The sequence below is a fragment of the Sphingopyxis sp. TUF1 genome (assembly GCF_036687315.1).
GTDB classification, from domain to species: Bacteria; Pseudomonadota; Alphaproteobacteria; order Sphingomonadales; family Sphingomonadaceae; genus Sphingopyxis; species Sphingopyxis kveilinensis.
Window position 1 is genome coordinate 739,454 of the sequence record NZ_CP144683.1, and the last position, 26,342, is coordinate 765,795.

At 65.6% G+C, this 26,342-nt stretch carries 26 protein-coding genes and 1 tRNA gene; 12 read left to right on the top strand and 15 right to left on the bottom strand.

The features are described from left to right. Window positions 1-3 precede the first annotated feature (3 nt). Window positions 4-345 (bottom strand): ArsR/SmtB family transcription factor, encoded by a 342-nt coding sequence (locus tag VSX77_RS03530; RefSeq protein WP_338426288.1) that lies wholly within the window; start codon window positions 343-345, stop codon window positions 4-6. An 81-nt stretch (window positions 346-426) separates the two neighbouring features. Continuing rightward, window positions 427-945 carry a PadR family transcriptional regulator gene (locus tag VSX77_RS03535; RefSeq protein WP_338426289.1) on the bottom strand — a complete coding sequence of 173 codons (519 nt, stop codon included), beginning with the start codon at window positions 943-945 and terminating at the stop codon, window positions 427-429. Window positions 946-1,019: 74 nt separating this feature from the next. Here VSX77_RS03535 and VSX77_RS03540 point away from each other — a divergent pair, with 74 nt between their 5' ends. Continuing rightward, window positions 1,020-1,631, top strand: a complete 612-nt coding sequence (locus tag VSX77_RS03540; protein ID WP_338426290.1) for a CPBP family intramembrane glutamic endopeptidase — start codon at window positions 1,020-1,022, stop codon at window positions 1,629-1,631. 88 nt (window positions 1,632-1,719) lie between these two features. Here the strand turns inward: VSX77_RS03540 and VSX77_RS03545 are convergent, their stop codons facing one another. Further along, window positions 1,720-2,154, bottom strand: coding sequence for an EF-hand domain-containing protein (locus VSX77_RS03545; RefSeq protein WP_338426291.1), 435 nt, complete (start codon window positions 2,152-2,154; stop codon window positions 1,720-1,722). Window positions 2,155-2,169: 15 nt separating this feature from the next. Beyond that, complete coding sequence (locus VSX77_RS03550; RefSeq protein WP_338426292.1) at window positions 2,170-2,721, bottom strand: hypothetical protein; 552 nt, start codon at window positions 2,719-2,721, stop codon at window positions 2,170-2,172. Window positions 2,722-2,890: 169 nt separating this feature from the next. Between VSX77_RS03550 and VSX77_RS03555 the strand changes: the two genes are divergently transcribed. The 3 genes from VSX77_RS03555 to VSX77_RS03565 all read left to right on the top strand — a co-directional run bounded on the left by VSX77_RS03555 (window position 2,891) and on the right by VSX77_RS03565 (window position 5,933). Then, the gene (locus tag VSX77_RS03555; protein WP_338426293.1) at window positions 2,891-3,628 is read left to right on the top strand and encodes a response regulator; all 738 of its coding nucleotides are present in this window, start codon (window positions 2,891-2,893) and stop codon (window positions 3,626-3,628) included. A gap of 1 nt (window position 3,629) precedes the next feature. Continuing rightward, window positions 3,630-4,991: an ATP-binding protein gene (locus VSX77_RS03560; protein WP_338426294.1), complete on the top strand. Its 1,362-nt coding sequence runs from the start codon at window positions 3,630-3,632 to the stop codon at window positions 4,989-4,991. Between the two features lie 123 nt (window positions 4,992-5,114). Further along, window positions 5,115-5,933 (top strand): SDR family NAD(P)-dependent oxidoreductase, encoded by an 819-nt coding sequence (locus VSX77_RS03565; RefSeq protein ID WP_338426295.1) that lies wholly within the window; start codon window positions 5,115-5,117, stop codon window positions 5,931-5,933. A 21-nt stretch (window positions 5,934-5,954) separates the two neighbouring features. Here VSX77_RS03565 and VSX77_RS03570 read toward each other — a convergent pair whose 3' ends face one another. The 4 genes from VSX77_RS03570 to VSX77_RS03585 are packed head-to-tail and all read right to left on the bottom strand — an operon-like array spanning window position 5,955 to window position 11,842. Next, complete coding sequence (locus VSX77_RS03570; protein WP_338426296.1) at window positions 5,955-6,833, bottom strand: helix-turn-helix domain-containing protein; 879 nt, start codon at window positions 6,831-6,833, stop codon at window positions 5,955-5,957. After that, window positions 6,830-8,245: a DUF1254 domain-containing protein gene (locus VSX77_RS03575; RefSeq protein ID WP_338426297.1), complete on the bottom strand. Its 1,416-nt coding sequence runs from the start codon at window positions 8,243-8,245 to the stop codon at window positions 6,830-6,832. The genes VSX77_RS03570 and VSX77_RS03575 overlap by 4 nt, the downstream gene beginning before the upstream one ends. A 20-nt stretch (window positions 8,246-8,265) precedes the next feature. Beyond that, the gene (locus VSX77_RS03580; RefSeq protein ID WP_338426298.1) at window positions 8,266-9,354 is read right to left on the bottom strand and encodes a serine hydrolase domain-containing protein; all 1,089 of its coding nucleotides are present in this window, start codon (window positions 9,352-9,354) and stop codon (window positions 8,266-8,268) included. A gap of 31 nt (window positions 9,355-9,385) precedes the next feature. Further along, window positions 9,386-11,842, bottom strand: coding sequence for a TonB-dependent receptor (locus VSX77_RS03585; RefSeq protein WP_338426299.1), 2,457 nt, complete (start codon window positions 11,840-11,842; stop codon window positions 9,386-9,388). A 214-nt stretch (window positions 11,843-12,056) separates the two neighbouring features. Here VSX77_RS03585 and VSX77_RS03590 point away from each other — a divergent pair, with 214 nt between their 5' ends. Beyond that, window positions 12,057-13,361, top strand: coding sequence for a TetR/AcrR family transcriptional regulator (locus VSX77_RS03590; protein ID WP_338426300.1), 1,305 nt, complete (start codon window positions 12,057-12,059; stop codon window positions 13,359-13,361). An 87-nt stretch (window positions 13,362-13,448) separates the two neighbouring features. Next, entirely contained in the window at window positions 13,449-14,276 is an 828-nt protein-coding gene (locus tag VSX77_RS03595) for an acetoacetate decarboxylase family protein (RefSeq protein WP_338426301.1), read from the top strand. Between the two features lie 110 nt (window positions 14,277-14,386). Here VSX77_RS03595 and VSX77_RS03600 read toward each other — a convergent pair whose 3' ends face one another. The 3 genes from VSX77_RS03600 to VSX77_RS03610 all read right to left on the bottom strand — a co-directional run bounded on the left by VSX77_RS03600 (window position 14,387) and on the right by VSX77_RS03610 (window position 16,822). Further along, on the bottom strand, window positions 14,387-14,680 hold the full coding sequence (locus VSX77_RS03600; protein WP_338427204.1) for an SCP2 sterol-binding domain-containing protein: 294 nt from the start codon (window positions 14,678-14,680) through the stop codon (window positions 14,387-14,389). Between the two features lie 115 nt (window positions 14,681-14,795). Further along, window positions 14,796-15,476: a UTRA domain-containing protein gene (locus VSX77_RS03605; RefSeq protein WP_338426302.1), complete on the bottom strand. Its 681-nt coding sequence runs from the start codon at window positions 15,474-15,476 to the stop codon at window positions 14,796-14,798. Beyond that, on the bottom strand, window positions 15,473-16,822 hold the full coding sequence (locus VSX77_RS03610; protein WP_338427205.1) for a formimidoylglutamate deiminase: 1,350 nt from the start codon (window positions 16,820-16,822) through the stop codon (window positions 15,473-15,475). Before VSX77_RS03610 ends, VSX77_RS03605 begins: the two co-directional genes overlap by 4 nt. A gap of 29 nt (window positions 16,823-16,851) precedes the next feature. Between VSX77_RS03610 and hutI the strand changes: the two genes are divergently transcribed. From hutI to VSX77_RS03640, 6 genes are all read left to right on the top strand, one after another. Next, window positions 16,852-18,063, top strand: a complete 1,212-nt coding sequence (hutI, locus tag VSX77_RS03615) for an imidazolonepropionase (protein WP_338426303.1) — start codon at window positions 16,852-16,854, stop codon at window positions 18,061-18,063. Beyond that, window positions 18,060-19,580: a histidine ammonia-lyase gene (gene hutH / locus VSX77_RS03620; protein ID WP_338426304.1), complete on the top strand. Its 1,521-nt coding sequence runs from the start codon at window positions 18,060-18,062 to the stop codon at window positions 19,578-19,580. Before hutI ends, hutH begins: the two co-directional genes overlap by 4 nt. Then, window positions 19,580-20,383 carry an N-formylglutamate deformylase gene (gene hutG / locus VSX77_RS03625; RefSeq protein ID WP_338426305.1) on the top strand — a complete coding sequence of 268 codons (804 nt, stop codon included), beginning with the start codon at window positions 19,580-19,582 and terminating at the stop codon, window positions 20,381-20,383. Before hutH ends, hutG begins: the two co-directional genes overlap by 1 nt. Next, window positions 20,380-22,041 carry a urocanate hydratase gene (hutU, locus tag VSX77_RS03630; RefSeq protein ID WP_338426306.1) on the top strand — a complete coding sequence of 554 codons (1,662 nt, stop codon included), beginning with the start codon at window positions 20,380-20,382 and terminating at the stop codon, window positions 22,039-22,041. Before hutG ends, hutU begins: the two co-directional genes overlap by 4 nt. A gap of 189 nt (window positions 22,042-22,230) precedes the next feature. Beyond that, window positions 22,231-23,394, top strand: a complete 1,164-nt coding sequence (locus VSX77_RS03635) for an acyl-CoA dehydrogenase family protein (RefSeq protein WP_338426307.1) — start codon at window positions 22,231-22,233, stop codon at window positions 23,392-23,394. Continuing rightward, the gene (locus VSX77_RS03640) at window positions 23,394-24,230 is read left to right on the top strand and encodes an FAS1-like dehydratase domain-containing protein (RefSeq protein ID WP_338426308.1); all 837 of its coding nucleotides are present in this window, start codon (window positions 23,394-23,396) and stop codon (window positions 24,228-24,230) included. Before VSX77_RS03635 ends, VSX77_RS03640 begins: the two co-directional genes overlap by 1 nt. A 388-nt stretch (window positions 24,231-24,618) precedes the next feature. On the opposite strand, the gene VSX77_RS03645 is transcribed toward VSX77_RS03640, so the two are convergent. From VSX77_RS03645 to VSX77_RS03660, 4 genes are all read right to left on the bottom strand, one after another. After that, a tRNA-Arg gene (locus VSX77_RS03645) sits at window positions 24,619-24,695 on the bottom strand. Between the two features lie 49 nt (window positions 24,696-24,744). Then, on the bottom strand, window positions 24,745-25,212 hold the full coding sequence (locus VSX77_RS03650; protein WP_338426309.1) for a DUF1178 family protein: 468 nt from the start codon (window positions 25,210-25,212) through the stop codon (window positions 24,745-24,747). A gap of 11 nt (window positions 25,213-25,223) precedes the next feature. Then, on the bottom strand, window positions 25,224-25,484 hold the full coding sequence (gene grxC, locus VSX77_RS03655) for a glutaredoxin 3 (RefSeq protein WP_338426310.1): 261 nt from the start codon (window positions 25,482-25,484) through the stop codon (window positions 25,224-25,226). A gap of 4 nt (window positions 25,485-25,488) precedes the next feature. Beyond that, on the bottom strand, window positions 25,489-26,334 hold the full coding sequence (locus VSX77_RS03660; protein ID WP_338426311.1) for a double zinc ribbon domain-containing protein: 846 nt from the start codon (window positions 26,332-26,334) through the stop codon (window positions 25,489-25,491). Between the last annotated feature and the right edge of the window lie 8 nt (window positions 26,335-26,342).

Sequence of the window (26,342 nt, forward strand, 5' to 3'; positions counted from 1 at the left end):
TAATTACTCTCCTTCCTGGGAATTTTGGGACAAATAGGCTTCCAGCTGGTCGTATTGCTGGTCCCAGAAGCGCTTGCGTTCGGCGATCCAGCTTTCGAGTTTCGTCATGGCGGCGATCTCCAGCGTGCAGGTCCGCACTCGGCCGGTTTTCCGGCTGCTGACCAGCCCCGCCTCCTCCAGAATCTTGAGATGCTGGACCACGGCCGACAGCGTCATCGGCAGCGGTTCGGCAAGTTCGCTGACCGAGGCGGGACCGCGGCTCAGCCGTTCGACCATCGCCCGGCGACCGGGATCGGACAGCGCCTGGAACGCAAGGTCGAGCGGCTGGGCTTGATACTGTAGCATTGACTTAAGTATTGTTGCGAGACCCACGAAGAGTCAACCGGTATTTTCCGACCGGCCGGCTATCGCCCTGTTTCGAGGTTTTCAGGAAGCGTGATCGGGCAGCGTGCGCAGCCAGTTTCGGCGCGCGATCAGCTGCATGACGGCACCCTCGACCGCCCATTGTTCATAGGGATCGTCGAAGGGCTCTGCGCCCTGCAACGCCGCGATTTCCTGTTCGGTTCGGGCCAGCCACCGGTCAATGATCCGATCGCGCTCGCGCCACGTCAACAGCGCCAGAAAGTGACACCTCGTTCGGATCGGATCGGGTGCCGCGGTGACGATGCCCGACATATCCGCGACGATCCAGCCATGCGCCTCGGCGAGACCAACCGGCGTGAGTTGAAGGCGCCGCGTTCCGCGCCGATCGCTGCCGATCGCCCGGGCGACAATCAGGCCGCGCCTCACCAGGCGTTCGATCAGGGGATAGATCGCCCCCGCGCTCGCCCGCCAATGCGCGGTTCGTGATTTCTGAAACTCACGGCGGACCTCATATGCCGTGCTTTCGGGGTGCAAGGCAATCAGCCCGAGGACGGTCCCTTCGAGTTCGGTCATCTCCGGCATAGGCCATTTCCCTTGCACGTCCGGGCAAGGAGAGGCAATAGTCCGAATCGTACTAAATAATAACAGGCGCTCTCATGACCTTAGCAATTTTCTTCTGGCTGGCGGTGTTCGCACCGGCCGCGGCAATCCCCAACGGAATGCTGATCTCGATCCCGATCGTCATCCTGATCCTTATCTTCGTAAAGCGAACCCGCGGGCCGACATTCGCCGCCGTTTTTCGCAGCGTACCCGTTTCCCTCGCCATCGGCATCGCCGCGGGCGCCGTGATGCATTTCGCACTGAATCCTCTCTTCGGTTTTCTTGCCGAGCAGGCCACCGGTGAGGCTGCGGACCTTTCGTCGCTCGCCGGAATCGAGGGCAATCTGGGCAATTATCTGGCGATGCTGGCGCTGGGGGTGCTCTTTGGCGGCGTTATCGAAGAGGTCATCGACCGCGGCTTCCTGATCGGCTGGGGCACCGCCGAGTTCGGCGCCAAATGGGCCGTCCCGCTGCTATTGATTACGTCATTGGGCTTTGGCCTTGCCCACGCCTGGCAGGGGATGAGCGGCATGATAACGACCGGGCTGAGCGGCCTTTGTTACGGCACAGTCTATCTGCTGTGCGACCGGAAACTGCTTCCGGCGATCATGATGCATGCCACAAGCAATGCGATCGCGATCACGGCAATCTATCTTTACGGAATGTAGCCGCCGATCGGTGGCACATCCGGCTTCCTGAAAAAACTGCCGGCAGCGGCAGAGGGGAGGTTGGGACCGCTGCCGGCAGGTGCAGCTCCTAGCGCGCCGCCTGACGCGCGGCCGCGGCTTCGCGGAGGGCTGCCATCTCTTCCTGGTCGATCACGCCATTGCGATCCTTATCGCCATAATCGAACAGGATATTGGGGCCGTTGACGACTTCGTCGCGGGTCACGCGGCCGTCGCCATTGCTGTCCAGATGTTCGGCCAGCTGTTTGAACTTGTCGCCGCCACGGCGCATCATGCGACGCTTAGGCGCGTCCTCCTTGTCGATGACGCCGTCCTGGTTGCGATCCATCTTGTCGAACATGCGCGCGCGCATTTCGGTATGTTCGGCGCGGGTAATCTGGCCATCGCCGTTGAGGTCGGCGCGTTCCAGCATTTGCGTGGGATCGCGCTGGCCTTGCGCAAGCGCCGGGGCCGATGCGGCGACGGCGCCGACCGCCGCCACGATGAGAGTGAATTTGCGATTCATGTTGTCAAACCTTGCTTATTGAGGGCGCGGATAGGTGCGCGAGCTGCTGACGCTGCGGCCCGAATTGGTCGTGGCGTTGCGGTTGATCTGGACGCTGTCGTCGGAAACCGAGACGTCACGCGTCGCGGTATAGCCCCGCCCTTGCGACGTCGACGCGCCGCGCGAACGCTGATAGCCGTCGTCGGTGCGATAGATGGTGCTCCAGCTGTTCTGGCTGTTGCCCGACGCGCCCGTGCGGCTGCGCTCGCGGCTGACCGAGCCATCGCCATTGCGGGTCACCGAACCGTTCCGTTCGACCGTCTTGCCGTTGCGGTACTGGCGTTCGACATGGTTCGACACGGTGCCGTCGCCGCGCTGGGTCGTGCGTTGTTGCACATAACCGCGGCCATTGGCGTTCGCGCGACCGCGCGTCACGGTCGCCGAGCCGGGCTCACGCGAAACGTGACGGCCGGCAATGAAGCCACCGCCTGGACCGTGGCCGCGAACGATGCGCCCATGATCGCGGGCCTCGGCGGGCGCCAGATTGGCTGCGGCGACACCCGCGGTTACGATGGCAGCTATGCTCATCAGGGATCGAAAGGTCGTCATTTAAAAGCTCCTTGGGGGATATTTGACGACGACAGAAATGCCCGGATCGCGTAAGAGACCAATGACCCGCCGGTAAGCTTTGGCAACGAAATGTAACGCCGCCCGATTAAAGCTTGAGATGGAGGAAGCGCTCGGCTGTCATGCGAGGATGAGCGAAACTGCACAGCGCGCGGCGGCCTTTGTCGCCATCGTCGAGGATGACGAGCATATTGCCGAACTCGTCGCCGAACTTCTCGCGCGCGAGGGATATGAAACCGCCCATTGTCCCTCGGGCACAGAACTCGACCGCCTGCTCGACCGGCGACGGGTCGATCTCGTCCTGCTCGATCTCATGCTTCCCGGCGAGGACGGCCTCAGCATTTGCCGCCGCCTGCACGCGGCCGCGATCCGCGTGCCCGTGATCATGATCACCGCAAAAGGCGACGACATCGACCGCATCCTGGGCCTCGAGTTCGGGGCCGACGACTATCTGCCCAAGCCTTTCAACCCCCGCGAGCTTGTCGCGCGCGTCCGTGCCGTTCTGCGCCGCACCCGCGAGATTCACCGGCCGGCGCCGCTTGCCGGGCAGGTCTATCGGTTCGCCGGCTGGTCGCTCGATGGCGGGTCGCGCGAATTGCGCAGCCCCGAAGGCGAAGCGGTGGAGTTGACGGGCGGGGAATTCGACCTCCTCCTCGCGCTGCTCGACCATCCGCAGCGCGTGCTATCGCGCGACCAGCTGCTCGACTGGACGCGTGGACGCGATGCCGGCCCTTTCGATCGCACGATCGACGTGCAATTGAGCCGGCTGCGGCGCAAGCTTGGCGACGATCCGAAAAAGCCCGCGATGATCCGGACGGTTCGCGGCGGCGGCTATCTGTTCGCGCCCGCCGTCGAACGCGGCCTTTAAGATGCGCCGCTGGATCGGTAGCCTGCGATTCCGGTTTGCCGCACTTTTCATGCTGGGCCTTTTCGCGTTGCAGGCGGCGATCCTTGTTATCGCGCTGTGGCCTGACGGGCGGCCGTTGATCTTTCGGCTGATCGATCCGCAGGACGCGCGCGAGATCGCCGAGGCGATCGAAAGTGCACCGCCGTCACTGCGCCCGGCGATCGCGGCGGCCGCCAGCACCAGCGGAACGACGGTCGAAATCCTCGAGGGCTTCCCCGTTGACGATGCGGCCCCTTCCGCGCCCGCGGCCCGCCCTGCGCCGCATCTCGAGGAACGCTTCCGGCGCTTCGCCGAAGAATTGCAAGGACGCCCGCTGCATGTCCAGACACGCGAAGGAACGCTCTTCGCAGGTCCGCTGCGCAAGGGCGATCCGCCGCGCGGGCCAATTCGCGTCCTGATCGGGCTGCAAACCGGCGAGGTGGTGGCGATCGAACGCGCGCCGCTGCTGCTGCAGATTCTCGCCGAACGGTATGTCTTCGTCGCCGGGGTCGGCGCCGCGGTCCTGCTCAGCATTCTCTTCATGCTGTCGCGGCAGATATTACGGCCGGTCGAACGCTTGGCCAAGGCGACGCAGATATTGGAACGCGACGCGAGCGTGCCCGACGTTACGCCCAGCGGCGCGCGCGAACTGCGCGCGCTGGCAACCGCGTTCAATTCGATGAAAGCGCGCATCGGCGGCCTGATCGGCGAACGCACGCATATGCTGGCGGCGATCGCGCATGATCTGCGCACCTATTTGACGCGGCTGCGGCTGCGCGCCGAACAGATTGGCGACGACCGCCACCGCGCCCGCGCGATCGACGATATTCGGGAAATGGGCCAACTGCTCGACGACATCCTGTTGTTCGCGCAGAGCGACAGCAACCGCACGGAGACGGCGGTCACGATCGACGCGCGCAGGGAGGCCGCCGACTATGTTGCGCTTCGTCAGGAGGCGGGCGATCCGGTCGCGATCTCAACCCCCACCGTGCCCGTTCCATGCAGCATCGCGCCGATCGCCTTCCGGCGCATCATGGGCAATCTGATCGACAACGCGATACGCTACGGCACCTACGCACGCGCCACGCTGCGCCAGGAAGACGGCGGGGTGATACTAGAAGTGATCGACAATGGGCCGGGCATTCCGGCGGAATTGCTCGATCGGCTGACGGCGCCGTTCGAACGGCTCGAATCGTCGCGCACGCGCAGCACCGGCGGCGCCGGGCTGGGGCTTTCGATCGTCAAGGCGCTGGCGGAGGCGAACGGCGGAAACCTTACGCTCGGCAACCGCGATACGGGCGGGCTGCGCGCGACCGTCAGGCTTCCTGCGCCACCGACCACCTGACCGTACTCCACCGATTCCGCTCACCTCGTTCTTCGCTTTGCGATCGTGCGAAGCACGTCCCCGATTGACCTTGTCCAAAAATTTTTACATTGAGTATGTATAAATGGGAAAGGATGCGGGCACATGAGCTGGAATTGGAAATCGGGGACGGTCGTCGTCACGGGCGCCGGGAATGGCATTGGCGCGGCGGTCGCGCTGGAACTTGCCACACGCGGCGCATCGCTCGCGCTGGTCGATGTCGATGCCGCGGCGCTGGAAGTGACCAAGGCGCGCGTCGAGAGCCATGGCGTTCGCGCGCGGACCTATCAGGCCGACCTCGGCCAATCGAACGAAGTCGAAACGCTGGCCGAGCGCCTGCTCGCCGATCATGGCGATATCATATGCCTGATAAACAATGCCGGCGTCGCAATGGTCGGGACAATCGAACAGGTCGATCCCGCCGAATTCGAATGGCTTTTCAACATCAATTTCTGGGCACCGGTGCGGTTGACGCGGGCGCTGCTTCCCGAACTCCGTCGCCGCGAGTCCGCGCGCATTGCGAACGTGTCGAGCATTTTGGGAATCATTGCGGCCCCCGGCCAAGGGCCCTATGTCGCGTCGAAATTCGCGCTGCGCGGTTACAGCGAAACCTTGTCGATCGAGCTGGCCGACAGCGGGATCGCGCTCAGCACCGTCTATCCGGGCGGCATCGCGACCGACATTGCGCGCTCCGCCAAGATGGCGTCGGGCGTCGATCAGGACGTCGCAAAGGACGACCTCGCGCGTTATGAAAAGGGGCTGACGACCAGCCCCGCCGATGCGGCCAGGATCATCGCCGACGGGATCGAACGGCGCGATTCGCGCATCCTGATCGGCAGTGACGCCCGGCGCGCGGACATCATCCAACGCATCTGGCCGTCGCGTTATATGAAGATTATTGCGCGCAAGATGGCGCGTCCCTGAACGTTCGCCGGGGGCCGGACTTCAATAGGGGCAGAGAGGGTGCGAAACCGCGCCGAGACGGCTGAGGTCGGCCGGTAACAAGGTCCGCTTGCCGTCGTCGGCAAACACATGCTGGACGAAAAGACGCGCCCCCCCGGCAAACGGATATGTGCCGACCATATTGTGGAGCAGCCGGAACCGTCGGCTGCGTCCCGCCCCGAACTGCATATGCACGCGGAAATCCGGCCCCTGTTCGGACAGGGCAGCGCCGCGCCGCGCCCAGTCCACCGGAATGCCGGGCAATGACAATATCGAACGGAGGGTACGGCTTGCCGCGGCATTCTGGCCGACCAGCGCTTCCTGTTGCAGCGCGGTGAGCAACAGGCTGGCGACGTCGCGCCAGCCCGGCACGAAACGCCGCCAGCCATCTTCGTGCAGAAAGAGCATCAGCGCGTTGAGATCGTCGCCCTCGGCGATCCCGCCCAGATGGCGGCGGTGCGTCGCGACCCACGCCTTGTTGACGAGGCGGATCCGGCCGCACGGTGCAAATATACAGGCCGGCTCGGGATCGGCCTGCCGGAGGAGCAGCGCAAGCGTATCGTCAAGGTCTGCCCCCGGCGTCGCAGCGAGCGCGAGCGGCGAAGGAGCGTGGCCGGCCGCCAGCAGAAAGGTGGCGGTGTCCTGCGCCCCCAACCCCAACGCGCGCGCAAGGCCGTGCGTTACATCTTTTCCCGCGCGGGTCCGCCCATTTTCCAGGAAGCTGACATGACGCGGCGAAATTCCCGCCCGTTCGGCCAGTTCCTCCTGACTCAGCGCGAAAGAGGTGCGCCAGAAGCGCAGCATCGAACCGAAGCCCGGCCCCTGTCCGTTTTCAGGACGGGGCCGGGCCGTGGCGGCGCCGGCATATTTGACCGGCGTCACTGACCCTCGATCGGTTCGACCGCCGGCGGCATCCATTGGTGCTCGAGCATTGCCTTTTCGGGCCAATAGGCGCGGAGCGACAGCGCCAGCTGACCATCGCGCGGCGACGGCAACCAGTTCGAACGAAGCGCCTCACCCGGATCTTCCGGCTGGATCAGGATTTCGAGCGATCCGTCGGCGCCGAGTTTGAGTTTGTCGAATTGCCGGATGGCATAACGATTGTAGGGATTGGCGATCAGATAGCCTTCGCGGTCGTAGAGCGTGACCGACCAGAAGCCCTTGACCGGCGGAAACTGCCCCGGCGCAAAGCGGATGCGATAGCGCTTCCCGCCAAGCAGCGGCTGACCTTTGCCGTCGACGCTCGCGTTCAGATAAACGGCATCTTCGGGCAGGTTCGCGCCGAGGCCAAAGGCCGCCACACCGGCGCGGATCTTATAATCGGTGCCATAGCTGCCGATCTTGTCCACCGCCTCGAACCCGGCCCAGCCCGTCGGGGTGCGCGACCGTTCGACATCGGCGCGCGCAGTCAATACTTCCCACACGCTGTCCATCCCGCGCTGAAGCGCCGACTGCTCGCCCGACGAGCGGGCGTCCCAGGCGCGGATCTTCGAGGGCGCCAGACCCAGGGGGGCAAGCGTGGTGCGGATGAAAGGTTCGTCAGCCTTGGCCGGCGGGTTCTTCTCGATCAGCTTTGCAAAGCGCGCATAGAAGGTCTTTGCGTCCATCTTGCGAACGATTTCCAGCGGCTCGGTGCGTTTGCCGTCGCGGCCGCTCGGATCGGGCATGGCGGGGAGGAAGGTCTCGTCACCGACCCGGCTGAGCGGGCGAAGGTCGATCCGCCGCTGGAAAACTTGCGCCGGATACAGATCGTCGTCACCGCGAGCATGAATGCGCCCCAGAACCCATACCATGTCGGTCGGCGCGTCGATGCGTTCCATCCCTTCGGGCGTCGGCCCCGAATAATCGGGTCCTGCGATCAGGAAAGTCCGCGGCTTATTCCCGATCGTGCGAATGCCGGGCGCGGCAAAGACGTTCGTCCACGCGTCCATGAACTGGATGACATGATAGCGCCCGTCGTTTTCGGGGATGGTGAGGACCATCGGCTCTTTCCCCAGCGACAGCCACGCCGTCGAATAGAGCGTATCGACGTTGGGGCGGATGACGGTGCGGAAGCGCGCGTCGGCCAGGATGGGGATCGTGTAGAAGCGGTTCGGTTCGGCGTTGACCGCCGCCGGATGCTTGAAGGTTTCCTCGCGCGTGACATCCATCAGCACGAGCGGCATCGCATAAAGATAGGCCTCCGCAGCCGCGGTGATCTCCGCTTTACGCTGCTGATAGCGATACGCGGCGAATCCGCCGATACCGAGGGCCAGAATGACCAGTCCGATTATGATCTTCATGCGGCGCGTCATGGCTCGCTCCTTCCTGGATATTATCCGTAAATCTCTAGCAGCGCGTTGCGCAGCGTGCGTTCTTCTTCGGAGATGCGGCGCAGCCGGTCCTTTAAGAAGATAACGCCATGCAGCCCGCTTTCGCGGTCGACCCACGGATAGGTGCCGTAAAGTCCCGGGCTGGTTTCAAAGGTGCAGCGATCCTCGATCCGCCGTTCGCACCAATGGGCGAGCAGATAATCGACGTCTTTCCCCTGCGCACCGGGGGCGGTAAAACCTTTTCGCAGACCTAGCGTCATCACGCGGCCCATGCGTGCGACCGCATCGGCCGACAGGACCTGCCGTCCCTGAACACGCCCGTTCTGCGCGATCATCGTCAGAAATACCGCGTAATCGCTTGCCGTGGTCCAGGCCCCGCCCTGCAGCATCGGATTGGCGGGCACATTATCGCGCGCGGGCGCCTGAAACGCCCCGCCCCACAGCGTGTTCACCATGCCGGTTGGCACCGCGATGCGTTCGTCGAAAATCTGCTGCCAGCGCTTGCCTGTGACCTGTTCGGCCGCTGCGCCAAGAAACTGGAGGTTGGCGCCGCCATAATCGAACTGGGTGCCCGGCTGCGAGGCCAGCGGAACCTGCGCGGCGAGCTGCGCCGAGCGCGTCAGCGAAATCGTCGGCGGCTGCTTGAATTCGACAAATTTCGTCAGGCTGGGAAGACCGGCGGTATAAGACAGAAGCTGCGAGAGGCGCAGCGCGCCATATTCGGGCGGCAGATCGGGCACGTAGCGCGAAATCGGCGCTTCGAGATCGAGCAATCCGTCGTCCACCAGCGACATGATCGTCGCGCCGACGAGCCACTTCGACGCCGACGCGATCGGCAATATTGTCCGGTCGTCGAAACCGCCGTGGTGGTGGTTGAGCAGCTTGTCTTCGCCGCGCATGACGACGACGGTGAACTGTTCCACCCCGCTCGCGCGCGCGAACGCCGCGATGGCGGCGTCCGCGCGCGTATCCCCCGTCGCTGGCGCCGGTCGAGAGGGCGACGCCAGCGACGGCACGCTGTCGCGGGCGGCAATGCCGCACCCTGCGAGCAGCGCGGCGACCGCGATGGAAAAGATCATTTGCCGGGTCATGACCGCTCCTTCGGCGGCTGCGAGAAGGGGATCAAAACTTCACCATCGCATCGAGACCGATCACGCGCCCCTGACTCCAATAGGCGTTTCCGCCGATCTCGTTCAGCAGATAGCGCTTGTCGGTGAGGTTCTTGACGAAAGCCGTGAGCCGCCATTTTTCGTTGCGAACGCCGATACGCCCATCGACAAGCGCATAGCCTTCATAATCCTGCGTCGCGAACGGGTTCTGCAATCCACCGTCGGCGAGCTGCACGCTGCCGCTGATGAAGCCGTCGAGCCCGCTGCCGATCGGATGCTGATAGGCAAGGTTCAGCCCGACCTGATAGTCGCGCAGCCGCGGCACTTCATTTCCGCTGATGTCGACGATCTCGCCGTTCGCCGGGACCTTCGAACCATCGTGGAACTTGCCGTCCTGAGTCGAGAAGCTCACGCTTGCGATCAGATCGCCCGCGCCGATCGGCTGCCGACGGCTCACCGTGGCTTCGAAGCCATAAGTATGCGCATCGCCTGCATTGACGAGCAGGAAGCCGCGCGCCGCGGCCGCGGTGATCGTCGCGACCTGGACGTCGGTGGTCAGCTCGTAGAAAAGCGCCGCTTCGGCTTTGAGGAAACCGCCGAAAAGCGATCCTTTCCAGCCAATTTCGCCCGAATAGGCATATTCGGGATCATAGAGCAGCAGCGTTTCCAGCGCCTGGCGCGTCGCGCCAGCGAGCAGCGCGGTGTTGAAGCCGCCCGGCCGATAGCCGGTCGCAAAGCGCAGATAGATATTCTGTCCCGCCGACGGTTCCCAGCGCAACGTCGCCGCGGGCGTGACGAACGACCATTTACGCTCGGCATCGATCCGAACCGTTTCGAGGCCAGGCGCGCACGCGGGCGCTTTAAGCGTCGGCGGACAGAATTGCGCCGGCGCGGCGGGCAGCGGCCCGGCACCGTCGGGGTCGACCACGACGGGCGCCATCAGACCTGCAGGCACGGGTCCGGTGCCGAAATAAACGAGCGGGTCGAGCGAATAGCGCTGAAAGTCAAACCGCTTGCGGTCGAACTGCGCACGCATCTCGGCGCCAAAGGTCAAGCGTTCTGCGATCGGAAATTCCAGCGAGCCGAAGATCGAGAAGGAGGTCAGCCGCTCGCTGAAATCATCCTTGCGCATCGACAGGCGCGCGGTGGTCCGGGCCGCGTTGGAAAGGACCGATGCCGGAGAGGTCGCCGGTAGAAAGGCACCCGCCGCCCCCACGATGCAACCCGACCGCTGTTGCTGCGCTGCGCCCGTATATGCGGGGCAGTTGTCGGGGGACGACGAAACGTCGCTGTCGGTGTCGAGCACTTCGGCGCCGATCAGCCATGAAACCGCCGATCCCTTGGGCGAGGCGAGATAGATTTGCCCGCCGGTACGGCGATAGCGTTCGGTCTGGCCGCCGCTGTAATCGAGGAAGAGCTGCGGGGTGCCGGGCGCGACGTCGATACCAGTCACGCCGTCGAAATGGTCGCCATCGTCGCCGGAGCGACCGCCGTCACGCACACCGTGCAGCACACGAACCGACAGATCCGCAAAAGCCAGGTTGGCGTCGGCCGCAAACTGGACCGTGCTGTCCTTGATCCTGGCATAACCGATCGTGTTCAGCTCGACCCGCTCATAGGGGGACGGGTCAAGCGGCCTGTTATCAAGCCGCGAAACGCGCTGCCCGATCGCGGTAAAGGACGGCGACAGGCTGTTGTAATGTTCGAAACGCAGGTCGAAACGCAGCCAGTCGGCGGGCTCGGCCATCGCGCTGACGCGGACGCCCTTGAAATTCTGCGTGTCGATGGCTTTGCCAGTGTCGAGATTGGTGATGAAACCATCATTCTGGTCGCTGTAAACCCCGCCGACCCGCACACCGGCGTGGGCACCGAGCGGCACGTTGAGCACGCCCTCGATCTCGACCTTTTCGGGATCGGAATAGCGCGCCATCAACTGGCCGCCGAGTTCGCTTTCGGGACGGTTCGAAATGATGTTGATCGCACCGCCGACCGAATTGCGGCCGAACAGCGCGCCCTGCGGCCCGCGCAAAATCTCGATCCGCTCCATGTCGAACAGGTCCATCCGGCTGAGCGTGCGCCCGCCGAAACCACCGCCCGCGCTGAACACGCCGTCGCGGAAAATGCCGGTCGCGGTTTCCGAAAAGCCAAGGCGCCCACCGCCCTGCCCGCGGATCGTGATGTCGTTGAGGAAATCGGGGCCCGAGGTGACGAGCGTCGCGCTCGGAACCTGGCGGAGATAATCGTCGACGTCGTCGAGGACGAGCAGTTCGCGCTCAGCCTCGCCCAGCGCGGTTATCGCGGCGGGCACGTCGGAGAGGCTTTCGGCACGCCGCCGCGCGGTGACCAAGATTTCGGCGTCGCCGGCGGTGCTGGCGCCGCTTTCCGACTGCGCCAGCGCGGGCGTTGCCAATGATGCCAGCCCCAGGCCGAACAGGCTGCCTGCCAGACAAGCGCCAAACCGTCGATCCATGCTCAATCCTCCCCATCTCAGCGCGCAGCTTGCCGGAGGCAAAAGGCCCCCTGCCGCGACTCTGTTTCTTCACGGTGTGGCTATGCGACGGACCGACCCGGCGTCAACAATTTTTTTACTTCAAGTATGTCTCACACTGTCGGCGCGCCCTGGCGCAACGCCCGACTTGCCAATGTCCGGTCGGGCAGTATGGTACGGCGCCACAGGACTGATGATGGCCACGTTGATCGAAAACCCTGCCGCCGCGAGGCGCACACCCGCCCCGGCGCGAAGCTCCCGGCCCACGCGTTATACGCCGCGCAAGCACGACCGGCGGCGCGACGAGCTGGTGGCGATCGCCAGTGCGGAACTCAACGAACATGGGGTGCGCGGACTGGTCATGGCCGACGTCGCGGCGAAGGCCGGGATGAGCAAAGCCAATCTGACCTATTATTTCCGCCGCAAGGAAGATCTGGCCGAACGCTGTTTCGACGCTGCGATCGACGCCTATCGCGGCATGATCGCGGGCGCCTCGGAATCCCCCTCCCCGCGCGAGCGCGTCACCTCCCTGATCGCGCGCTACATCGACAGGGCCTCGGCCGCGATTACCGAAAAACTGCCGCCGCTCGCGATCCTCAGCGACATTCGCGCGCTGGAGGATGCGTATCAGACGCGCGCCGTCGAACGTTATCGCGAGATGCTCCACGAGGCCGCGGCGCTGATCGAGCGCTCCGACAGCGAAGCGCCCCATATTTACCGCACCGTGCCGCGTGCGCAGCTGATGCTCGTCCAGCTTTTCTGGTCGGCGGCCTGGCTTCCCAACTACGCGCCCTCCGATCACCTTGGCGTCGCGCGCCGGATGACCGACATCGTTCTGGGGGGCATCAGCCGCGGCGAACCCAAGTGGGAAAGCGAATGGAGCCGCGACGCCGCGCGCGTCGCCAGCCGCGATCATTCGGACGGCGATCGGCCGGAATTTTTCCGCACCGCGACGCGCCTCATCAACCAGCTGGGCTATCACGGCGCCTCGGTCGATCGCATCGCCGCCGAAATGCAGCAGACCAAGGGTGCAATCTATCATCACTTCGAATCGAAGGATGCGTTGCTGCTCGCCTGCTTCGAGCGCTCCTTTGCCCAGATGTGGGGCGTGATCGGCGACGTGGCGGCGATCAGCGACGATCCGAAGCGCCGCCTTCACACCACCGTCGCCGCGCTGATCGCCTTTCAGGTCGGCGAGCACGGTCCTTTCCTGCGCGACACCGCGCTGACCGCGCTGCCCATGGATACGCGCCTTCAGATGCTGGCCGAATGGAACCGCATCACGCTGCACCTCGCCTCGCTCGTCACCGACGCGATTGCCGCCGGCTGCGGCCGGCCGGTCGACGCGCTTCTCGCCGCGCAGGCGATCGCCGCGGGCATCAACGCCGCCGAAGAAATCAACCGCTTCATTCCCGAAGGCATCGTGGTTGACGTGGCCGAACTGTGCGCCCGCCCGCTCCTCTTCGGACTGTTGTTCGACGACCCCACTGCCGCCGGCTGACATTTCCTTACCTGTCAGATCATGGTGCGGCGACGCTGCGCGCGCGAAAACTCCCGATCGGTAATCATCACCGCAAAGGAGTTTTTCATGTCCGCATTCGATCGCGACATTCTGGTCCAGGGGCCGTTCGACGACGACACGGTCCGCCTGATGCCCCCGTTTTTCGGCGGCCTTCCCTATCCGCTGCCGCCCGCGCACTATCATGATACGAGCAATCTGACTTTCACCTACCAGACCGACGGCGACGCGCTGGCCGCACTGCTTCCTCCGCCCTTCCGGCTCGCCGAGCCGAAGCTGATGATATCGCTCATCAACAACCGCCGCGTCGACTGGCTGGCGGGCGCCGATTACAACCTGCTCGCGGTCAACGTTCCCGTCGTCTTCGAAGGCACCGGGGGGCCCATCGAAGGGGTCTTCGGGCTGGTCGTGTGGGAAAACAAGACCGCGCCGATCCTGATGGGCCGCGATGTTCAGGGCGTCCCGAAACTTTTCGCCAGCATCGACAATCTGCGCGAATTTCCCGCAACCATCCTGTCGGCGAACGCCCATCTCGAAGGATCGCGCTTTGCGCGCGTCATCATGGGGGTAAGCGAGACGCTGGAAGGCGAAGCGCTCGATGCGATAAAGCGCGATAATGCGACGACCAACTGGTTCGGCTGGCGCCATATCCCCAACGTCGGCGCACCGGGCGCGGCGCTCAGCCATCCCGTCCTGTTCCCGCAGGAGTTCGAGATTCACGCGGCGCGCGTCGGCAGCGCCAGCATCGAGTGGACCGTTCCCGACTGGACGAGCAATCCGACGCAGTGCCGCATCATCGAAGCGCTTGCGAACCTGCCCAATCTGGGCGGCGGCGAAGCGATCTTCATGCATTGCGCGAATATCCTGCGCGCCGATCTGGCGCATATTCCGCGATAAAAAAAGGCGGCGGGCTTTTTGGGCCCGCCGCATCGGCACCAGGGAATGGTCAGCCGGAGGAGTTTGGTCAGCCGGACGGTCAAGCGATCGTCCGGCCAAACCCGTTCGGGTCACGCCCGCATTTTCGCGGTGACCGACTGAAACTGCAGCGCGACTGTCATGTCGCCATCGACCTTCAGCTTGCCCTGCATGAACGCCATCGCGCCGTTGAGCTTGCCGTCGGCCATCGCCAGAAAATTGGCCAACGACACGCGGATCGTCGCGTCGGCCGGGCCGTCTTCGTTGTTGATCACATTGTCGCGCCCGTCGAGCATGATGATCCCTTCATCGCCAAAGTCGAGCTTCACCCGCTTGCCCGGAACCAGCGCGCCCTTTTCGGACATCACGCGCGTTACATCGCCCACATCTGCCAATTTTCCAGCCTCCTTCGCCATGTTGCCGACCGACTATCGCACCGCCTTGTAGCGCGAGTGTTGGCGATCGTGACGATTTGTAACGCCGAAGGGTCGGCAGGTCGCTTCACGCGCCCGCGTTGAATTCGGCAACAAGGTCGAAACGGTCGCCGCGGAACAATTGCCGGACATGCGTCACGACGCGCCCCGCGCGCCAGGTCGTGCGGTCGAGTTCGAGGCAGGCGGCGCGTGTGCCGAGGCCGAGCTGCGCCGCCTCGCCCCGCGCCGGCGTTACCGCGCGGATGACGTGGCGCGCCTCGGTCCACGGAATATGGCCGAGCAGCCAGGTGCCTGGCGCCTCGGCCCGGAAGTCGGCATGTGCGGCATCGGGCACTTCGCCGAGCGCGATGAAGCGCGTTTCGAGGGCGAAGGGTTCGCCCGCCGCAAAATGGACACCCTCGACGCGCAGCGTGGGGCCAGGGCACAATGGATCGCCATCGGCTTCGATCCGCGTCGTTTTCAGCGCCCAGCGATAGGCCTCACCGCGCGCCGCGATCAGTTCGGCGAGGTCGGGCACCGTCATCACCGCCGAATGGACGGGCGGGTGCGCCACGAACGTGCCCGCCTTGCGCCGGCGCTCGACCAGTCCCGAGGCCGCGAGTTCGCCGAGCGCCTTGCTGACCGTCGCGCGCGCGCAACCATAGCGCGCGGCGAGTTCCTGTTCGGTCGGCACACGGTCGCCGGGGCGCCACTCGCCCGAACGGATCGCGGTGGCAATTTCGTCGCGAATACGCCGCGCGGGGTTCATGCGAGCAGCCGGTCGAGACAAGCGCGATAGGCAGCGGCGATGGCGTCGGCGGCAAGATGGCGTCCCTTCTCAACGCGCTTTTCGCCCGCGCGCCACACGCAATCGATCGCCCCGCCGCGCGCGGCGAAGATCCAGCGGTCGAGCAGGGTCGCATCGTCGGCTCCGGCGAAGGAAGAATGGTCGAGGTCGAGCGACACGATGTCGGCGGCATGGCCGGCCGTGAGCCCCGGGGACACGCCCAGCGCCTGCGCACCGCCGACGATCGCGCGGCCGAACAGGTTGGCACCGACGAAGGGCGCGGCGTCATTCGCCAGCAGCGCCCGCGCGCGCTGCGCCAGCCGCTGCGAATATTCGAGCGCGCGCAATTCGCCCGCCGCGTCGATCAATATATTGCTGTCGGTGCCAACCCCGAAACGGCCACCCGCCGTCAGATAATCGACCGCCGGAAAGATGCCGTCGCCGAGGTTGGCTTCGGTGACCGGGCACAGCCCCGCCACCGCGCCGCTCGCCGCGAGGTGCTGGGCTTCGCTGTCGTCGAGGTGCGTCGAGTGGATCAGGCACCAGCGTTCGTCGACCCCGGCGTGGTCGAGCAGCCACTCGACCGGCCGCGCGCCGCTCCATGTCACACAGTCGGCGACTTCCTTTTCCTGTTCGGCGGCGTGGATATGGACCGGGCCGGTGGGCGACAGCTCCAGCAGCGCCGCCAGTTCATCGGGCGTCACCGCGCGGAGCGAATGCGGCGCAATGCCGATATTGGCATCGCCGACGAGCTTCGCGCGCGCGGAGTCGAGCAGCGCGGCAAAGCCGTCGAGGTCATTGAGGAAGCGGCGTTGTCCGGCGCTCGGCGGCACGGCGCCGAAATTGCCGTGCGCGTAAAAGACCGGCAGCAGCGTCAGGCCGATGCCCGTTGCCGCGCTTGCCTCGACAATCGCCGCCGCCATTTCGGCCCTGTCGGCATAGGGTGCGCCCGCCGGGTCATGGTGGAGATAGTGAAATTCGCCGACGCGGGTGAAGCCGCCCTCGAGCATTTCGGCGTAGGCCTGCGCGGTGATCGCCGCGACATCCTCGGGCGTCAGCCGGTCGAGGAAGCGATACATGATCTCGCGCCAGCTCCAGAAATTATCGTCGGAGCGGCTGCGGCGTTCGGACAGCCCCGCCATACCCCGCTGAAAACCGTGGCTGTGGACGTTGCACAGACCAGGAATGCCTGTGCAATGACGCTCGTCGCCGGGCGCCGCATCGACATCGGTTTCAAGCGCAAAAATCTTCCCGTCCGCGATCTTCAGGCGCACGTGGTGCTGCCACCGATTGCCGATCCACGCGCGTTCGAACCAGAGCGAAGCCATCATCCGTCCTCATATTATGTCTAGACATAATGACGCAGCGGCGCGAGACTGTCCAGATGGAGAGAAGCTGGACGAACGCCCGACTCGCGACAATGGCCGGGGACGACCTCGGCCTGATCGACGATGGCGTGGTGGCGGCAAGGGATGGCCGGATCGTCTATGCGGGCGCCGCCGACGGTGCGCCTGCAACGCAAGGTGCGGTGCATGACTGCGGGGGACGGCTGATCACCCCCGGCCTGATCGACTGCCACACGCATCTGGTCCACGGCGGCAACCGCGCGAACGAATGGGCGATGCGGCTCGAAGGTGCGAGCTATGAGGAGATCGCGCGCGCGGGCGGCGGGATCGTCTCGACGATGCGCGCAACGCGCGACGCGAGCGAGGCCGAACTGGTCGCAAGCGCCCTCCCCCGCCTCGACGCGCTGATTGCCGAGGGGGTCACGACGATCGAGATCAAGTCGGGTTACGGCCTCTCGACCGACGATGAATTGAAGATGCTGCGCGCCGCGCGGGCGCTCGGCGAGCATCGCGCGATCCGCGTCGAGCCGACCTTCCTCGGCGCGCACGCGCTGCCCCCCGAATATAAGGGCGACAGCGACGCCTATATCGACCTCGTTGTGGCGGAGATGATTCCCGCCGCTGCGCCGCTCGCCACCGCGGTCGATGCCTTCTGCGAAGGCATCGGCTTTTCGCCAGCGCAATGCGAGCGGGTCTTTGCCGCCGCGCAGGCACATGGGCTCAAGGTCAAGGTTCACGCCGAGCAACTGTCGGCGCTCCACGGCAGCGCACTCGCGGCGCGGCACGGCGCGCTGTCGGCCGACCATCTCGAACATGCGACCGACGAGGACGTCCGGTCGATGGCGGAGGCGGGTACGGTCGCGGTGCTCCTCCCCGGCGCCTATTATTTCATGCGCGAGACGAAACTGCCGCCGGTGAACGCGATGCGCCGCCACGGCGTGCGCATCGCGCTCGCGACCGACAACAACCCCGGCACCTCGCCGACGAGCTCGCTGTTGCTGATGCTCAACATGGGCGCGACCCTGTTCGGGCTGACGGTGGTCGAGGCGCTGCGCGGCGTGACGGTCAACGCCGCCGCCGCGCTCGGCCTGTCGCACGAGATCGGTACGCTCGAAACCGGCAAGGCGTGCGACCTCGCGATCTGGGACGTCGGCGACCCCGCCGAGCTCGTCTATCGCATCGGCTTCAACCCGCTTCACCAACGCATCAAGGACGGACGATGATCATCAACGCCGGCGCCATGACGCTCGCCGACTGGCGCGCGATTTACGAAGGCGCCAGCGCCAAGCTGGACGTCGGCGCGTGGGATGCGATCGATGCGAGCGCGGCAGCCGTGGCGCGCATCGTCGCCAAGGGCGCGCCCGTCTACGGCATCAACACCGGTTTCGGAAAGCTGGCGAGCGTCCGGATCGCGAGCGACGATCTGGCGACGCTCCAGCGCAACATCGTGCTTAGCCATGCCGCGGGCACCGGCGCGCCGTCGCCCGTTCCCGTCGTCCGGCTGATGATGGCATTGAAGCTCGCGAGCTTTGGCGTCGGCGCATCGGGCGTGCGGCGCGAGACGGTCGCGATGCTCGAAACGATGCTCGCGAAAGGCCTGACCCCTGTTGTGCCGTCGCAGGGATCGGTCGGTGCGAGCGGCGACCTCGCCCCGCTGTCGCACATGGCTGCGGCGATGATCGGCGTCGGCGAAATCGAGGTCGGCGGCAAGGCGCTGCCCGCCGCTGAGGCGCTGGCGCAGGCGGGCCTCGCGCCCCTCGACCTCGGCCCGAAGGAAGGGCTCGCCTTACTCAATGGCACGCAGTTTTCGACCGCCAATGCGCTCGCGGGCCTGTTCCGCGCCGAGACCCTGTTCCAGTCGGCGCTGATCACGGGTGCGCTGTCGACCGAGGCGGCTAAGGGCTCCGACGCGCCGTTCGATGCGCGCATCCACGCGCTGCGCGGCCACGCCGGACAGCGCGCGGTCGGCGATGCCCTGCGCGCGCTGATGGCGGGATCGGCGATCCGCGCGTCGCACGCGGTCGACGATCCGCGTGTACAGGATCCTTACTGCCTGCGTTGTCAGCCGCAGGTGATGGGCGCCGTGCTCGATCTGCTGCGGCAGGCGGGAACGACACTCGGCGTCGAGGCGAATGGCGTGTCGGACAATCCGCTGATCTTCGCCGACACCGATGAGGCGCTCTCGGGAGGCAATTTCCATGCCGAACCCGTCGCCTTTGCCGCCGACATGATCGGATTAGCGCTCTGCGAAATCGGCTCGATTGCCGAGCGCCGCATTGCGATGCTCGTCGATCCGGCGCTGTCGGGCCTCCCCGCTTTCCTCACCCCGCGCCCCGGGCTCAACTCGGGCTTCATGATCCCGCAGGTCACCGCCGCCGCGCTGGTCAGCGAAAACAAGCAGCGCGCCTATCCTGCGAGCGTCGATTCGATCCCGACCAGCGCCAATCAGGAAGACCATGTGTCGATGGCCGCGCATGGCGCGCGCCGCCTGCTCGACATGGCCGACAACGCCAGCGCGGTGATCGGCATCGAGCTGCTCGCGGCGTGCCAGGGCATCGACTTCCACGCCCCGCTCAAATCAAGCGACGCGCTGGAGGCCGCGCACCAGCATCTCCGCGCCGCCGTTCCGACGCTTGAGGACGACCGGCATTTCCATCCCGACATGGAAGCCGCGACCGCGCTGATCCATTCGGGCAGCCTGGTTGCCGCGGTTCCCGCCAGCCTGCCGGGCGTCGGCTGATGGACTGGCTGCGCGTCCACCGCGGCGACGCGCCGCTCGTCATCGCCTTCCCGCACGGCGGCACAGGTCTTGCGGGGCTCGACGAGCAGTTCGTGTCGCCCTGGCACGCGCAGATCGACACCGACTGGTGGATCGCTGACCTCTACGCCTTCGCCGCCGACATGGGAGCGACGCTGGTGGCGACCGACATCTCGCGCAGCGTGATCGACATGAACCGCGACCCGTCGGGCGCCTCGCTCTATCCCGGACAGGCGACGACCGAGCTGTGCCCGACGACGACCTTCGATGGTGAGCCGCTTTACCGTTTCGACCCGCCCGACGAGGCCGAGATCGTGCAGCGGCTCAACCTCTATCACCGCCCCTATCACGACACGCTGACCGCCGAACTCGACCGGCTGCGGGCGGCGCATGGCAAGGTCGTCCTTTACGACGCGCATTCGATCCGCAGCCATGTCCCGCGCCTGATCGACGGCGAATTGCCGCAATTCAACATCGGCACCAATGGCGGCGCGACCGCGGCCCCCGAACTCGAAACGATTGTCGCGAATATCTGCGCCGCGAGCGGCCACAGCCATGTCGTCAACGGCCGCTTTAAGGGCGGCTGGACGACGCGCCATTACGGCCGCCCCGACGATGGCGTTCACGCGATCCAGATGGAACTCGCGCAGCGCGGTTATATGGCCGAACCCGACGCGATCACCCACGCCAACTGGCCCTCCCCCCTCGACCTCCATACCGCGATCCGGCCCGTGCTGGAGCAAGTGATCGCTGCGACCCTCGATTTTGCGAAAGGACGTTCATGACTCGTCTCGACAACGGCCGTGTGATCCGGCCGGCGACCGGCCCCCAAATCACCGCAAGGAGCTGGCTCACCGAAGCGCCGATGCGGATGCTGATGAACAACCTGCACCCCGATGTCGCCGAGGCGCCGCACGAGCTGGTCGTTTACGGCGGCATCGGCCGAGCGGCGCGCGACTGGGAAAGCTATGACCGGATCGTCGAGACGCTGAAGCGGCTGGAGAATGACGAAACCTTGCTCATCCAGTCGGGCAAGCCGGTCGGCGTGTTCCGGACCCACGAGAACGCCCCGCGCGTGCTGCTCGCCAATTCGAACCTCGTCCCCCAATGGGCGAATTGGGATCATTTCCATGAGCTCGATAAAAAGGGCCTCATGATGTACGGTCAGATGACCGCGGGCAGCTGGATCTATATCGGCAGCCAGGGCATCGTTCAGGGTACCTACGAAACCTTCGTCGAAATGGGCCGCCAGCATTATGGCGGCGACCTCAAGGGCCGCTGGCTGCTCACCGCCGGGCTCGGCGGCATGGGCGGCGCGCAGCCGCTCGCAGCGGTGATGGCTGGTGCAAGCTGTCTCGCGATCGAGTGCCAGCCGAGCCGTATCGAAATGCGCCTGCGCACCGGCTATCTCGACAGGCAGGCGGGCAGCATCGACGAGGCGCTGGCGATGATCGAAGCGAGTCATGCGCAAGGAAAGCCGGTATCGGTCGGCCTGCTCAGCAACGCCGCCGAGATCCTGCCCGAAATGGTCGGCCGCGGCATCCGCCCCGACCTGCTCACCGATCAGACCTCGGCGCACGACCCGGTGAACGGCTACCTCCCCGCCGGCTGGACCCTCGATCAATGGTTTGCGAAGCGTGAGAGCGATCCCGCTGCGGTCGCTAGAGCCGCCAAGACATCGATGGCGGTGCATGTCCGGGCGATGCTCGATATGCAGGCGTCGGGCGTACCGACGACTGATTATGGCAATAATATCCGTCAGATGGCGAAGGATGAGGGCGTCGAAAACGCTTTCGACTTTCCGGGCTTCGTCCCCGCCTATGTCCGCCCGCTCTTCTGCCGCGGCATCGGCCCGTTCCGCTGGGCGGCGCTGTCGGGCGATCCCGAGGATATTTACAAGACCGATGCCAAAGTGAAGGAGCTGCTTCCCGACAATGCGCACTTGCACAACTGGCTCGACATGGCGCGCGAGCGCATTCGGTTCCAGGGCCTGCCAGCGCGGATTTGCTGGGTCGGGCTCGGCGACCGCCATCGGCTCGGCCTTGCGTTCAACGAGATGGTCGCGTCGGGCGAGCTGCAAGCCCCCCTCGTGATCGGCCGCGACCATCTCGATTCGGGATCGGTCGCCTCGCCGAACCGCGAGACCGAGGCGATGCGCGACGGGTCGGACGCCGTTTCGGATTGGCCGCTCCTCAACGCGCTGCTCAACACCGCGTCTGGCGCAACCTGGGTGTCGCTCCACCATGGCGGCGGCGTCGGGATGGGTTATTCGCAGCACGCCGGCATGGTGATCGTCGCCGACGGCACGCCCGAAGCGGCAAAGCGGATCGAGCGCGCGCTGTGGAACGATCCAGGTACGGGCGTGATGCGTCACGCCGATGCGGGCTATCCCGACGCAATCGCCTGCGCGCGCGACATGGGCCTCGACCTTCCGGGCATCTGACTCACATCGCTATACTCAATCCGCTCGTGCTGAGCTTGTCGAAGCACCGTTTTTCCGCAACGCTGAAAGAAAAGGGCGGCCCTTCGACAAGCTCAGGGCGAACGGATTGAAAGGGGCGCGATAGGGCTTGGCGCCCAAAACTTCGCATCCTAAGGCTGTCCCCAACGATCAGGGGAGAGCCAGAGGCCGATGTCCGAAGTTCAGCCGCAAAGTTACCCCGAAATCCGCGAGGCGGTGCGCCGCCTGTGCGCGGATTTTCCCGGCGAATATTGGCAAAGGCTCGACCGCGACCGCATCTATCCGACCGAGTTCGTGCGCACGCTGACCGAAGCGGGCTTCCTGTCGGTGCTCATTCCCGAACAATATGGCGGCTCGGGGCTTGGCCTCGGCGCCGCGACCGCGGTGCTCGAGGAAATCCACCGGTCGGGCTGCAACGGCGGCGCGTGCCATGCGCAAATGTATACGATGGGGACGCTGCTGAAACATGGGTCGGAGGCGCAGAAACAATCCTACCTGCCCGCGATCGCGGCCGGCGACCTCCGCCTGCAGGCGTTCGGCGTCACCGAACCGACCGCGGGCACCGATACCACGCGCATCCGCACCTTCGCAAAACGGGTCGGCGACAAATATGTCGTCAACGGGCAGAAAATCTGGATCAGCCGCGCCGAACATTCGGACCTGATGATCCTGCTGTGCCGCACCACGCCGCGCGACGAATGCGCCAAGCCCTCGGACGGGATGAGCGTGCTGCTCGTCGACATGCGCGACGCGGTGGGCAAGGGTCTGACCGTCCGCCCGGTGCGAACGATGCTCAACCATGCGACGACCGAGCTGTTCTTCGACGATCTCGAAGTCCCCGCGGCAAACCTGGTCGGCGAAGAGGGGAAGGGTTTCCGCTACATCCTCTCGGGCATGAACGCCGAACGCATCCTCATTGCGTCCGAATGCATCGGCGACGGCCGCTTCTTCGTCGACCGCGCGGCCGCCTATGCCAAGGACCGTTCGGTCTTCGGCCGCGCGATCGGCGAGAATCAGGGCGTCCAGTTCCCGATCGCACGCGCCTGGGTCCAGATCGCCGCCGCCGCCGAGATGGTCGACAAGGCGGCGCGGCTGTTCGATGCGGGCGCCGACTGCGGGACCGAGGCGAATATGGCGAAGATGCTGGCGTCCGAAGCAAGCTGGTACGCCGCCGACATGTGCGTCCAGACGCACGGCGGCTTCGGCTTTGCCGAGGAATATGACATAGAGCGCAAGTTTCGCGAAACGCGCCTCTATCAGGTCGCGCCGATCAGCACGAATTTGATCCTCAGCCATGTCGCGACGCACGCGCTCGGCCTGCCCAAGAGCTTCTGATGGAGGACTATTCCACCTGGGTTGGCCGCAGCGAAACGCGCGAGGATGTCGCGAGCGCAGCGCCGCTCGCCAGCCTGGCCGCGCTGCTCGATCACGATGTCTCGCCATGGGCGCCGGGCATGGTCCCGCCGCTCGGCCACTGGCTCTATTTCCTGCCGACCGCACGCCAGTCGGCGATCGGCGAAGACGGTCATCCGCGCCGCGACGCGCACGGCCTGTTGCCGCCCGTGCCGCTGTCCCGCCGCATGTGGGCAGGCAGCCGGATCGACTTTCTGGCCCCCGTTCCGCTCGGCGCTGCGCTGGCGCGCGTGACGACGATCGACGCGATCAAGCCCAAGCGCGGCGCGAGCGGCGACTTGTTGTTCGTGACCCTGTGCCACGAGATTTCGGCGGATGGCGCCCCCGCGATCCGCGAAGAACAGGACATTGTGTTTCGCGGGGCGGCGGGCGCGGCGCCTGTCCCCGGAGCGGCACCTGCCGCCGTCGTCACCCCCGAACCGGCCGACGCCGTCCGCAGCATCACACCCGACCCGGTGTTGCTTTTCCGCTACTCGGCGCTGACCTTCAACGCGCACCGCATCCATTACGACCGCGATTATGCGCGCGATGTCGAAGGTTACGCCGGCCTCGTCGTCCACGGCCCGCTGATCGCGACGCTGCTGATGGATCACGCCTTGCGCGCCGGACTGAGCCCCCGCCACTTCGCTTTCCGCGCCGAAGCGCCGCTCATCGACGGTGCACCATTCGACCTCTGCCTCGCGCACGATGCCGAAGGTGCGCGGCTATGGGCACGCGATGCCGCCGGACGCACGACAATGCGCGCAACGCTGGTGTGAGCCGACTGATCGTCGCGGTTGCCGCCCTCCCCAACCCGCTCGCGAACTGGACAAGGATATCAAAGAGCGACCGAAACTATCCGTTGCCCCCGCGAAGTCGGGGGCCGCAATCGGCCTTTTCCTGCGTCGCTGCGTAAACCGACAGCGGCCCCCGCCTTCGCGGGGGCGACGGCCGATTGGAACGGCCGCCAACCACCCAATTCCGGACTTCAAAAAACGCTGTCCTACATGACCTAACTGTGCCAGCTTTCGTCTGGCTCTTTCAGACATATGGAAAATCGTCGCCGACAGATTGCCGACGCGGGCAAGAACCCGAACATGGAATTGTCCACCGGACACGCCAAACCGGGCGCCGCGTAGGGCTGACTTTTCCTGACCTTTGGAAAAATGGTGCACCCGACTGGATTCGAACCAGTGGCCCCCAGATTAGGAATCTGATGCTCTATCCTGCTGAGCTACGGGTGCATCGGCGTGCGTGTAGCGGGGCAGCGCGCGCAGCGTCAATCGGCTTGGGTCAATTAGCGGCTTCGGGCGGCACAATAGGGACGAGCAGCGGCATGGCAGCGATGCCGTCATCGCGAAGCGCTTCGGCTTCCTCGGGTGACGCCTGGCCGTGAATCAGGTCCTCGGGTGCGCGCCCTTCGTGCATCGCGCGCGCTGCGGCGGCGAAATCGCGGCCGACCCAGCGCGAATGCGGCAGCATTTCGGCCTGTTTCGCCGCGATTTCGGCGATCGCTCTGCGCACAAGGTCGGGCGATGGATCATTGTCGATGGGTGTAGCAGCAGCAGGTTTCGTCACCACCAGCTGATTCGATTTGGCCCCTACGCGCGGAGCCATGACGGCTTTCTGGACGTTGCTGTCACCGCAGATCGGACACGCAATCAGGCCGCGCGCCTGCTGGTCGGCAAAGCTCTCGCTGCTGGCAAACCACGCTTCAAACCGGTGCCCCCCGGCGGCGCAGCAAAGGTCGAAAACGATCAACGGCGTGGCTCCTATGCCGATCCGATCAGCGCGTCGAGCTCACCCTTTGCCTCGAGCGCAGCGAGGTCGTCGCTGCCGCCGACGTGCCGGCCGTCGATAAACACCTGCGGCACCGTCCGCCGCCCACCCGCGCGCGCCACCATGGCGTCGAAGCCAGCGCGATCCATCGTCACGTCGATTTCGCTGAAATCGGCGCCCTTGCGGTCGAGCAGCATCTTTGCCCGCGTGCAATAGGGGCAGAACGCCTTGGTATATACTTCGATCTTGGCCATTCGCCTATCCTGTCATCCTTTGGTCCATATCGGAATCCAACGAGGCAATGTCAATTTCGTTGCCGGTTACCACATCGGGCACAACGCGCGCCCAGGTCAGCGCCGACACGCGCGCCGCGCCGCTGCGGCGCAGCGCCCGCGCCGCAGCCCGCAGCGTTGCGCCGCTCGCATGGACGTCATCGACCAGCACCAGGTGGCGACCTGCCGCGCGCACCTTGGCATCGGCGGCCAGCGCGAACGCCCCCGCCACGACGCGCTCGCGTTCGCTTCGTCCCTTGCCGCGCAGCGAGGCGGTCGCCTTGACGCGCCGTAGCAGATGATGATCGCGCGGCGCTCCGGTCAGCCGTGCGAGTTCGTCGGCGACCAGCCCCGCCTGATTGAAACCGCGCGACCAGAGCCGCCAGCGGTGGAGGGGCACCGGGACGAGCAGCATCGCCTCACTCGGTCCCAAAGCCGCCAGCTGCCGCGCCATCAGCCGCGCCATCAACCGCGCGTGCCCTGTGCGCCGCCCATATTTGAGCCGCAGCGCCACTGTTCGCGCCACCGGACCATATGCGACGGCCGCTGGCGCCCCGTCAAACGGCGGCGGCTCGGCCAGGCAGGCGCCGCACCGGATGCGCTCGCCCAGCATCGCAGAGGGCAGCGGCAGCGAGCAGGACGCGCAGCAGGGACCATCCAGAAAATCGAGCGACGACCAGCAGGCGAGGCAGAACTGGCGATCCTCGCCGACGACCGTCCCGCAACCGGGGCAGCGCGGCGGCAGCGCATAGTCGACGACCGCGCGCGCGGCGGCCTGAACCAGCCGAGGCGCGGCACGGCGCGGCGTGCCTGTTTTTTCCCTATTCCCCATCGCGCCCA

Bases quoted from the DNA above. Each gene is read 5' to 3' on its own strand.
- VSX77_RS03565 (WP_338426295.1), top strand. From the start codon at position 5,115: ATGAGCTGGAATTGGAAATCGGGGACGGTCGTCGTCACGGGCGCCGGG.
- VSX77_RS03590 (WP_338426300.1), top strand. From the start codon at position 12,057: ATGGCCACGTTGATCGAAAACCCTGCCGCCGCGAGGCGCACACCCGCC.
- VSX77_RS03530 (WP_338426288.1), bottom strand. From the start codon at position 345: ATGCTACAGTATCAAGCCCAGCCGCTCGACCTTGCGTTCCAGGCGCTG.
- VSX77_RS03555 (WP_338426293.1), top strand. From the start codon at position 2,891: ATGAGCGAAACTGCACAGCGCGCGGCGGCCTTTGTCGCCATCGTCGAG.
- VSX77_RS03550 (WP_338426292.1), bottom strand. From the start codon at position 2,721: ATGAGCATAGCTGCCATCGTAACCGCGGGTGTCGCCGCAGCCAATCTG.
- hutG (WP_338426305.1), top strand. From the start codon at position 19,580: ATGGACTGGCTGCGCGTCCACCGCGGCGACGCGCCGCTCGTCATCGCC.
- VSX77_RS03540 (WP_338426290.1), top strand. From the start codon at position 1,020: ATGACCTTAGCAATTTTCTTCTGGCTGGCGGTGTTCGCACCGGCCGCG.
- VSX77_RS03545 (WP_338426291.1), bottom strand. From the start codon at position 2,154: ATGAATCGCAAATTCACTCTCATCGTGGCGGCGGTCGGCGCCGTCGCC.
- VSX77_RS03605 (WP_338426302.1), bottom strand. From the start codon at position 15,476: ATGAACCCCGCGCGGCGTATTCGCGACGAAATTGCCACCGCGATCCGT.
- VSX77_RS03575 (WP_338426297.1), bottom strand. From the start codon at position 8,245: ATGACGCGCCGCATGAAGATCATAATCGGACTGGTCATTCTGGCCCTC.
- VSX77_RS03585 (WP_338426299.1), bottom strand. From the start codon at position 11,842: ATGGATCGACGGTTTGGCGCTTGTCTGGCAGGCAGCCTGTTCGGCCTG.
- VSX77_RS03660 (WP_338426311.1), bottom strand. From the start codon at position 26,334: ATGGGGAATAGGGAAAAAACAGGCACGCCGCGCCGTGCCGCGCCTCGG.
- hutU (WP_338426306.1), top strand. From the start codon at position 20,380: ATGACTCGTCTCGACAACGGCCGTGTGATCCGGCCGGCGACCGGCCCC.
- VSX77_RS03610 (WP_338427205.1), bottom strand. From the start codon at position 16,822: ATGGCTTCGCTCTGGTTCGAACGCGCGTGGATCGGCAATCGGTGGCAG.
- grxC (WP_338426310.1), bottom strand. From the start codon at position 25,484: ATGGCCAAGATCGAAGTATATACCAAGGCGTTCTGCCCCTATTGCACG.
- VSX77_RS03580 (WP_338426298.1), bottom strand. From the start codon at position 9,354: ATGACCCGGCAAATGATCTTTTCCATCGCGGTCGCCGCGCTGCTCGCA.
- VSX77_RS03560 (WP_338426294.1), top strand. From the start codon at position 3,630: ATGCGCCGCTGGATCGGTAGCCTGCGATTCCGGTTTGCCGCACTTTTC.
- VSX77_RS03635 (WP_338426307.1), top strand. From the start codon at position 22,231: ATGTCCGAAGTTCAGCCGCAAAGTTACCCCGAAATCCGCGAGGCGGTG.
- VSX77_RS03640 (WP_338426308.1), top strand. From the start codon at position 23,394: ATGGAGGACTATTCCACCTGGGTTGGCCGCAGCGAAACGCGCGAGGAT.
- hutI (WP_338426303.1), top strand. From the start codon at position 16,852: ATGACGCAGCGGCGCGAGACTGTCCAGATGGAGAGAAGCTGGACGAAC.
- VSX77_RS03595 (WP_338426301.1), top strand. From the start codon at position 13,449: ATGTCCGCATTCGATCGCGACATTCTGGTCCAGGGGCCGTTCGACGAC.
- hutH (WP_338426304.1), top strand. From the start codon at position 18,060: ATGATCATCAACGCCGGCGCCATGACGCTCGCCGACTGGCGCGCGATT.
- VSX77_RS03535 (WP_338426289.1), bottom strand. From the start codon at position 945: ATGCCGGAGATGACCGAACTCGAAGGGACCGTCCTCGGGCTGATTGCC.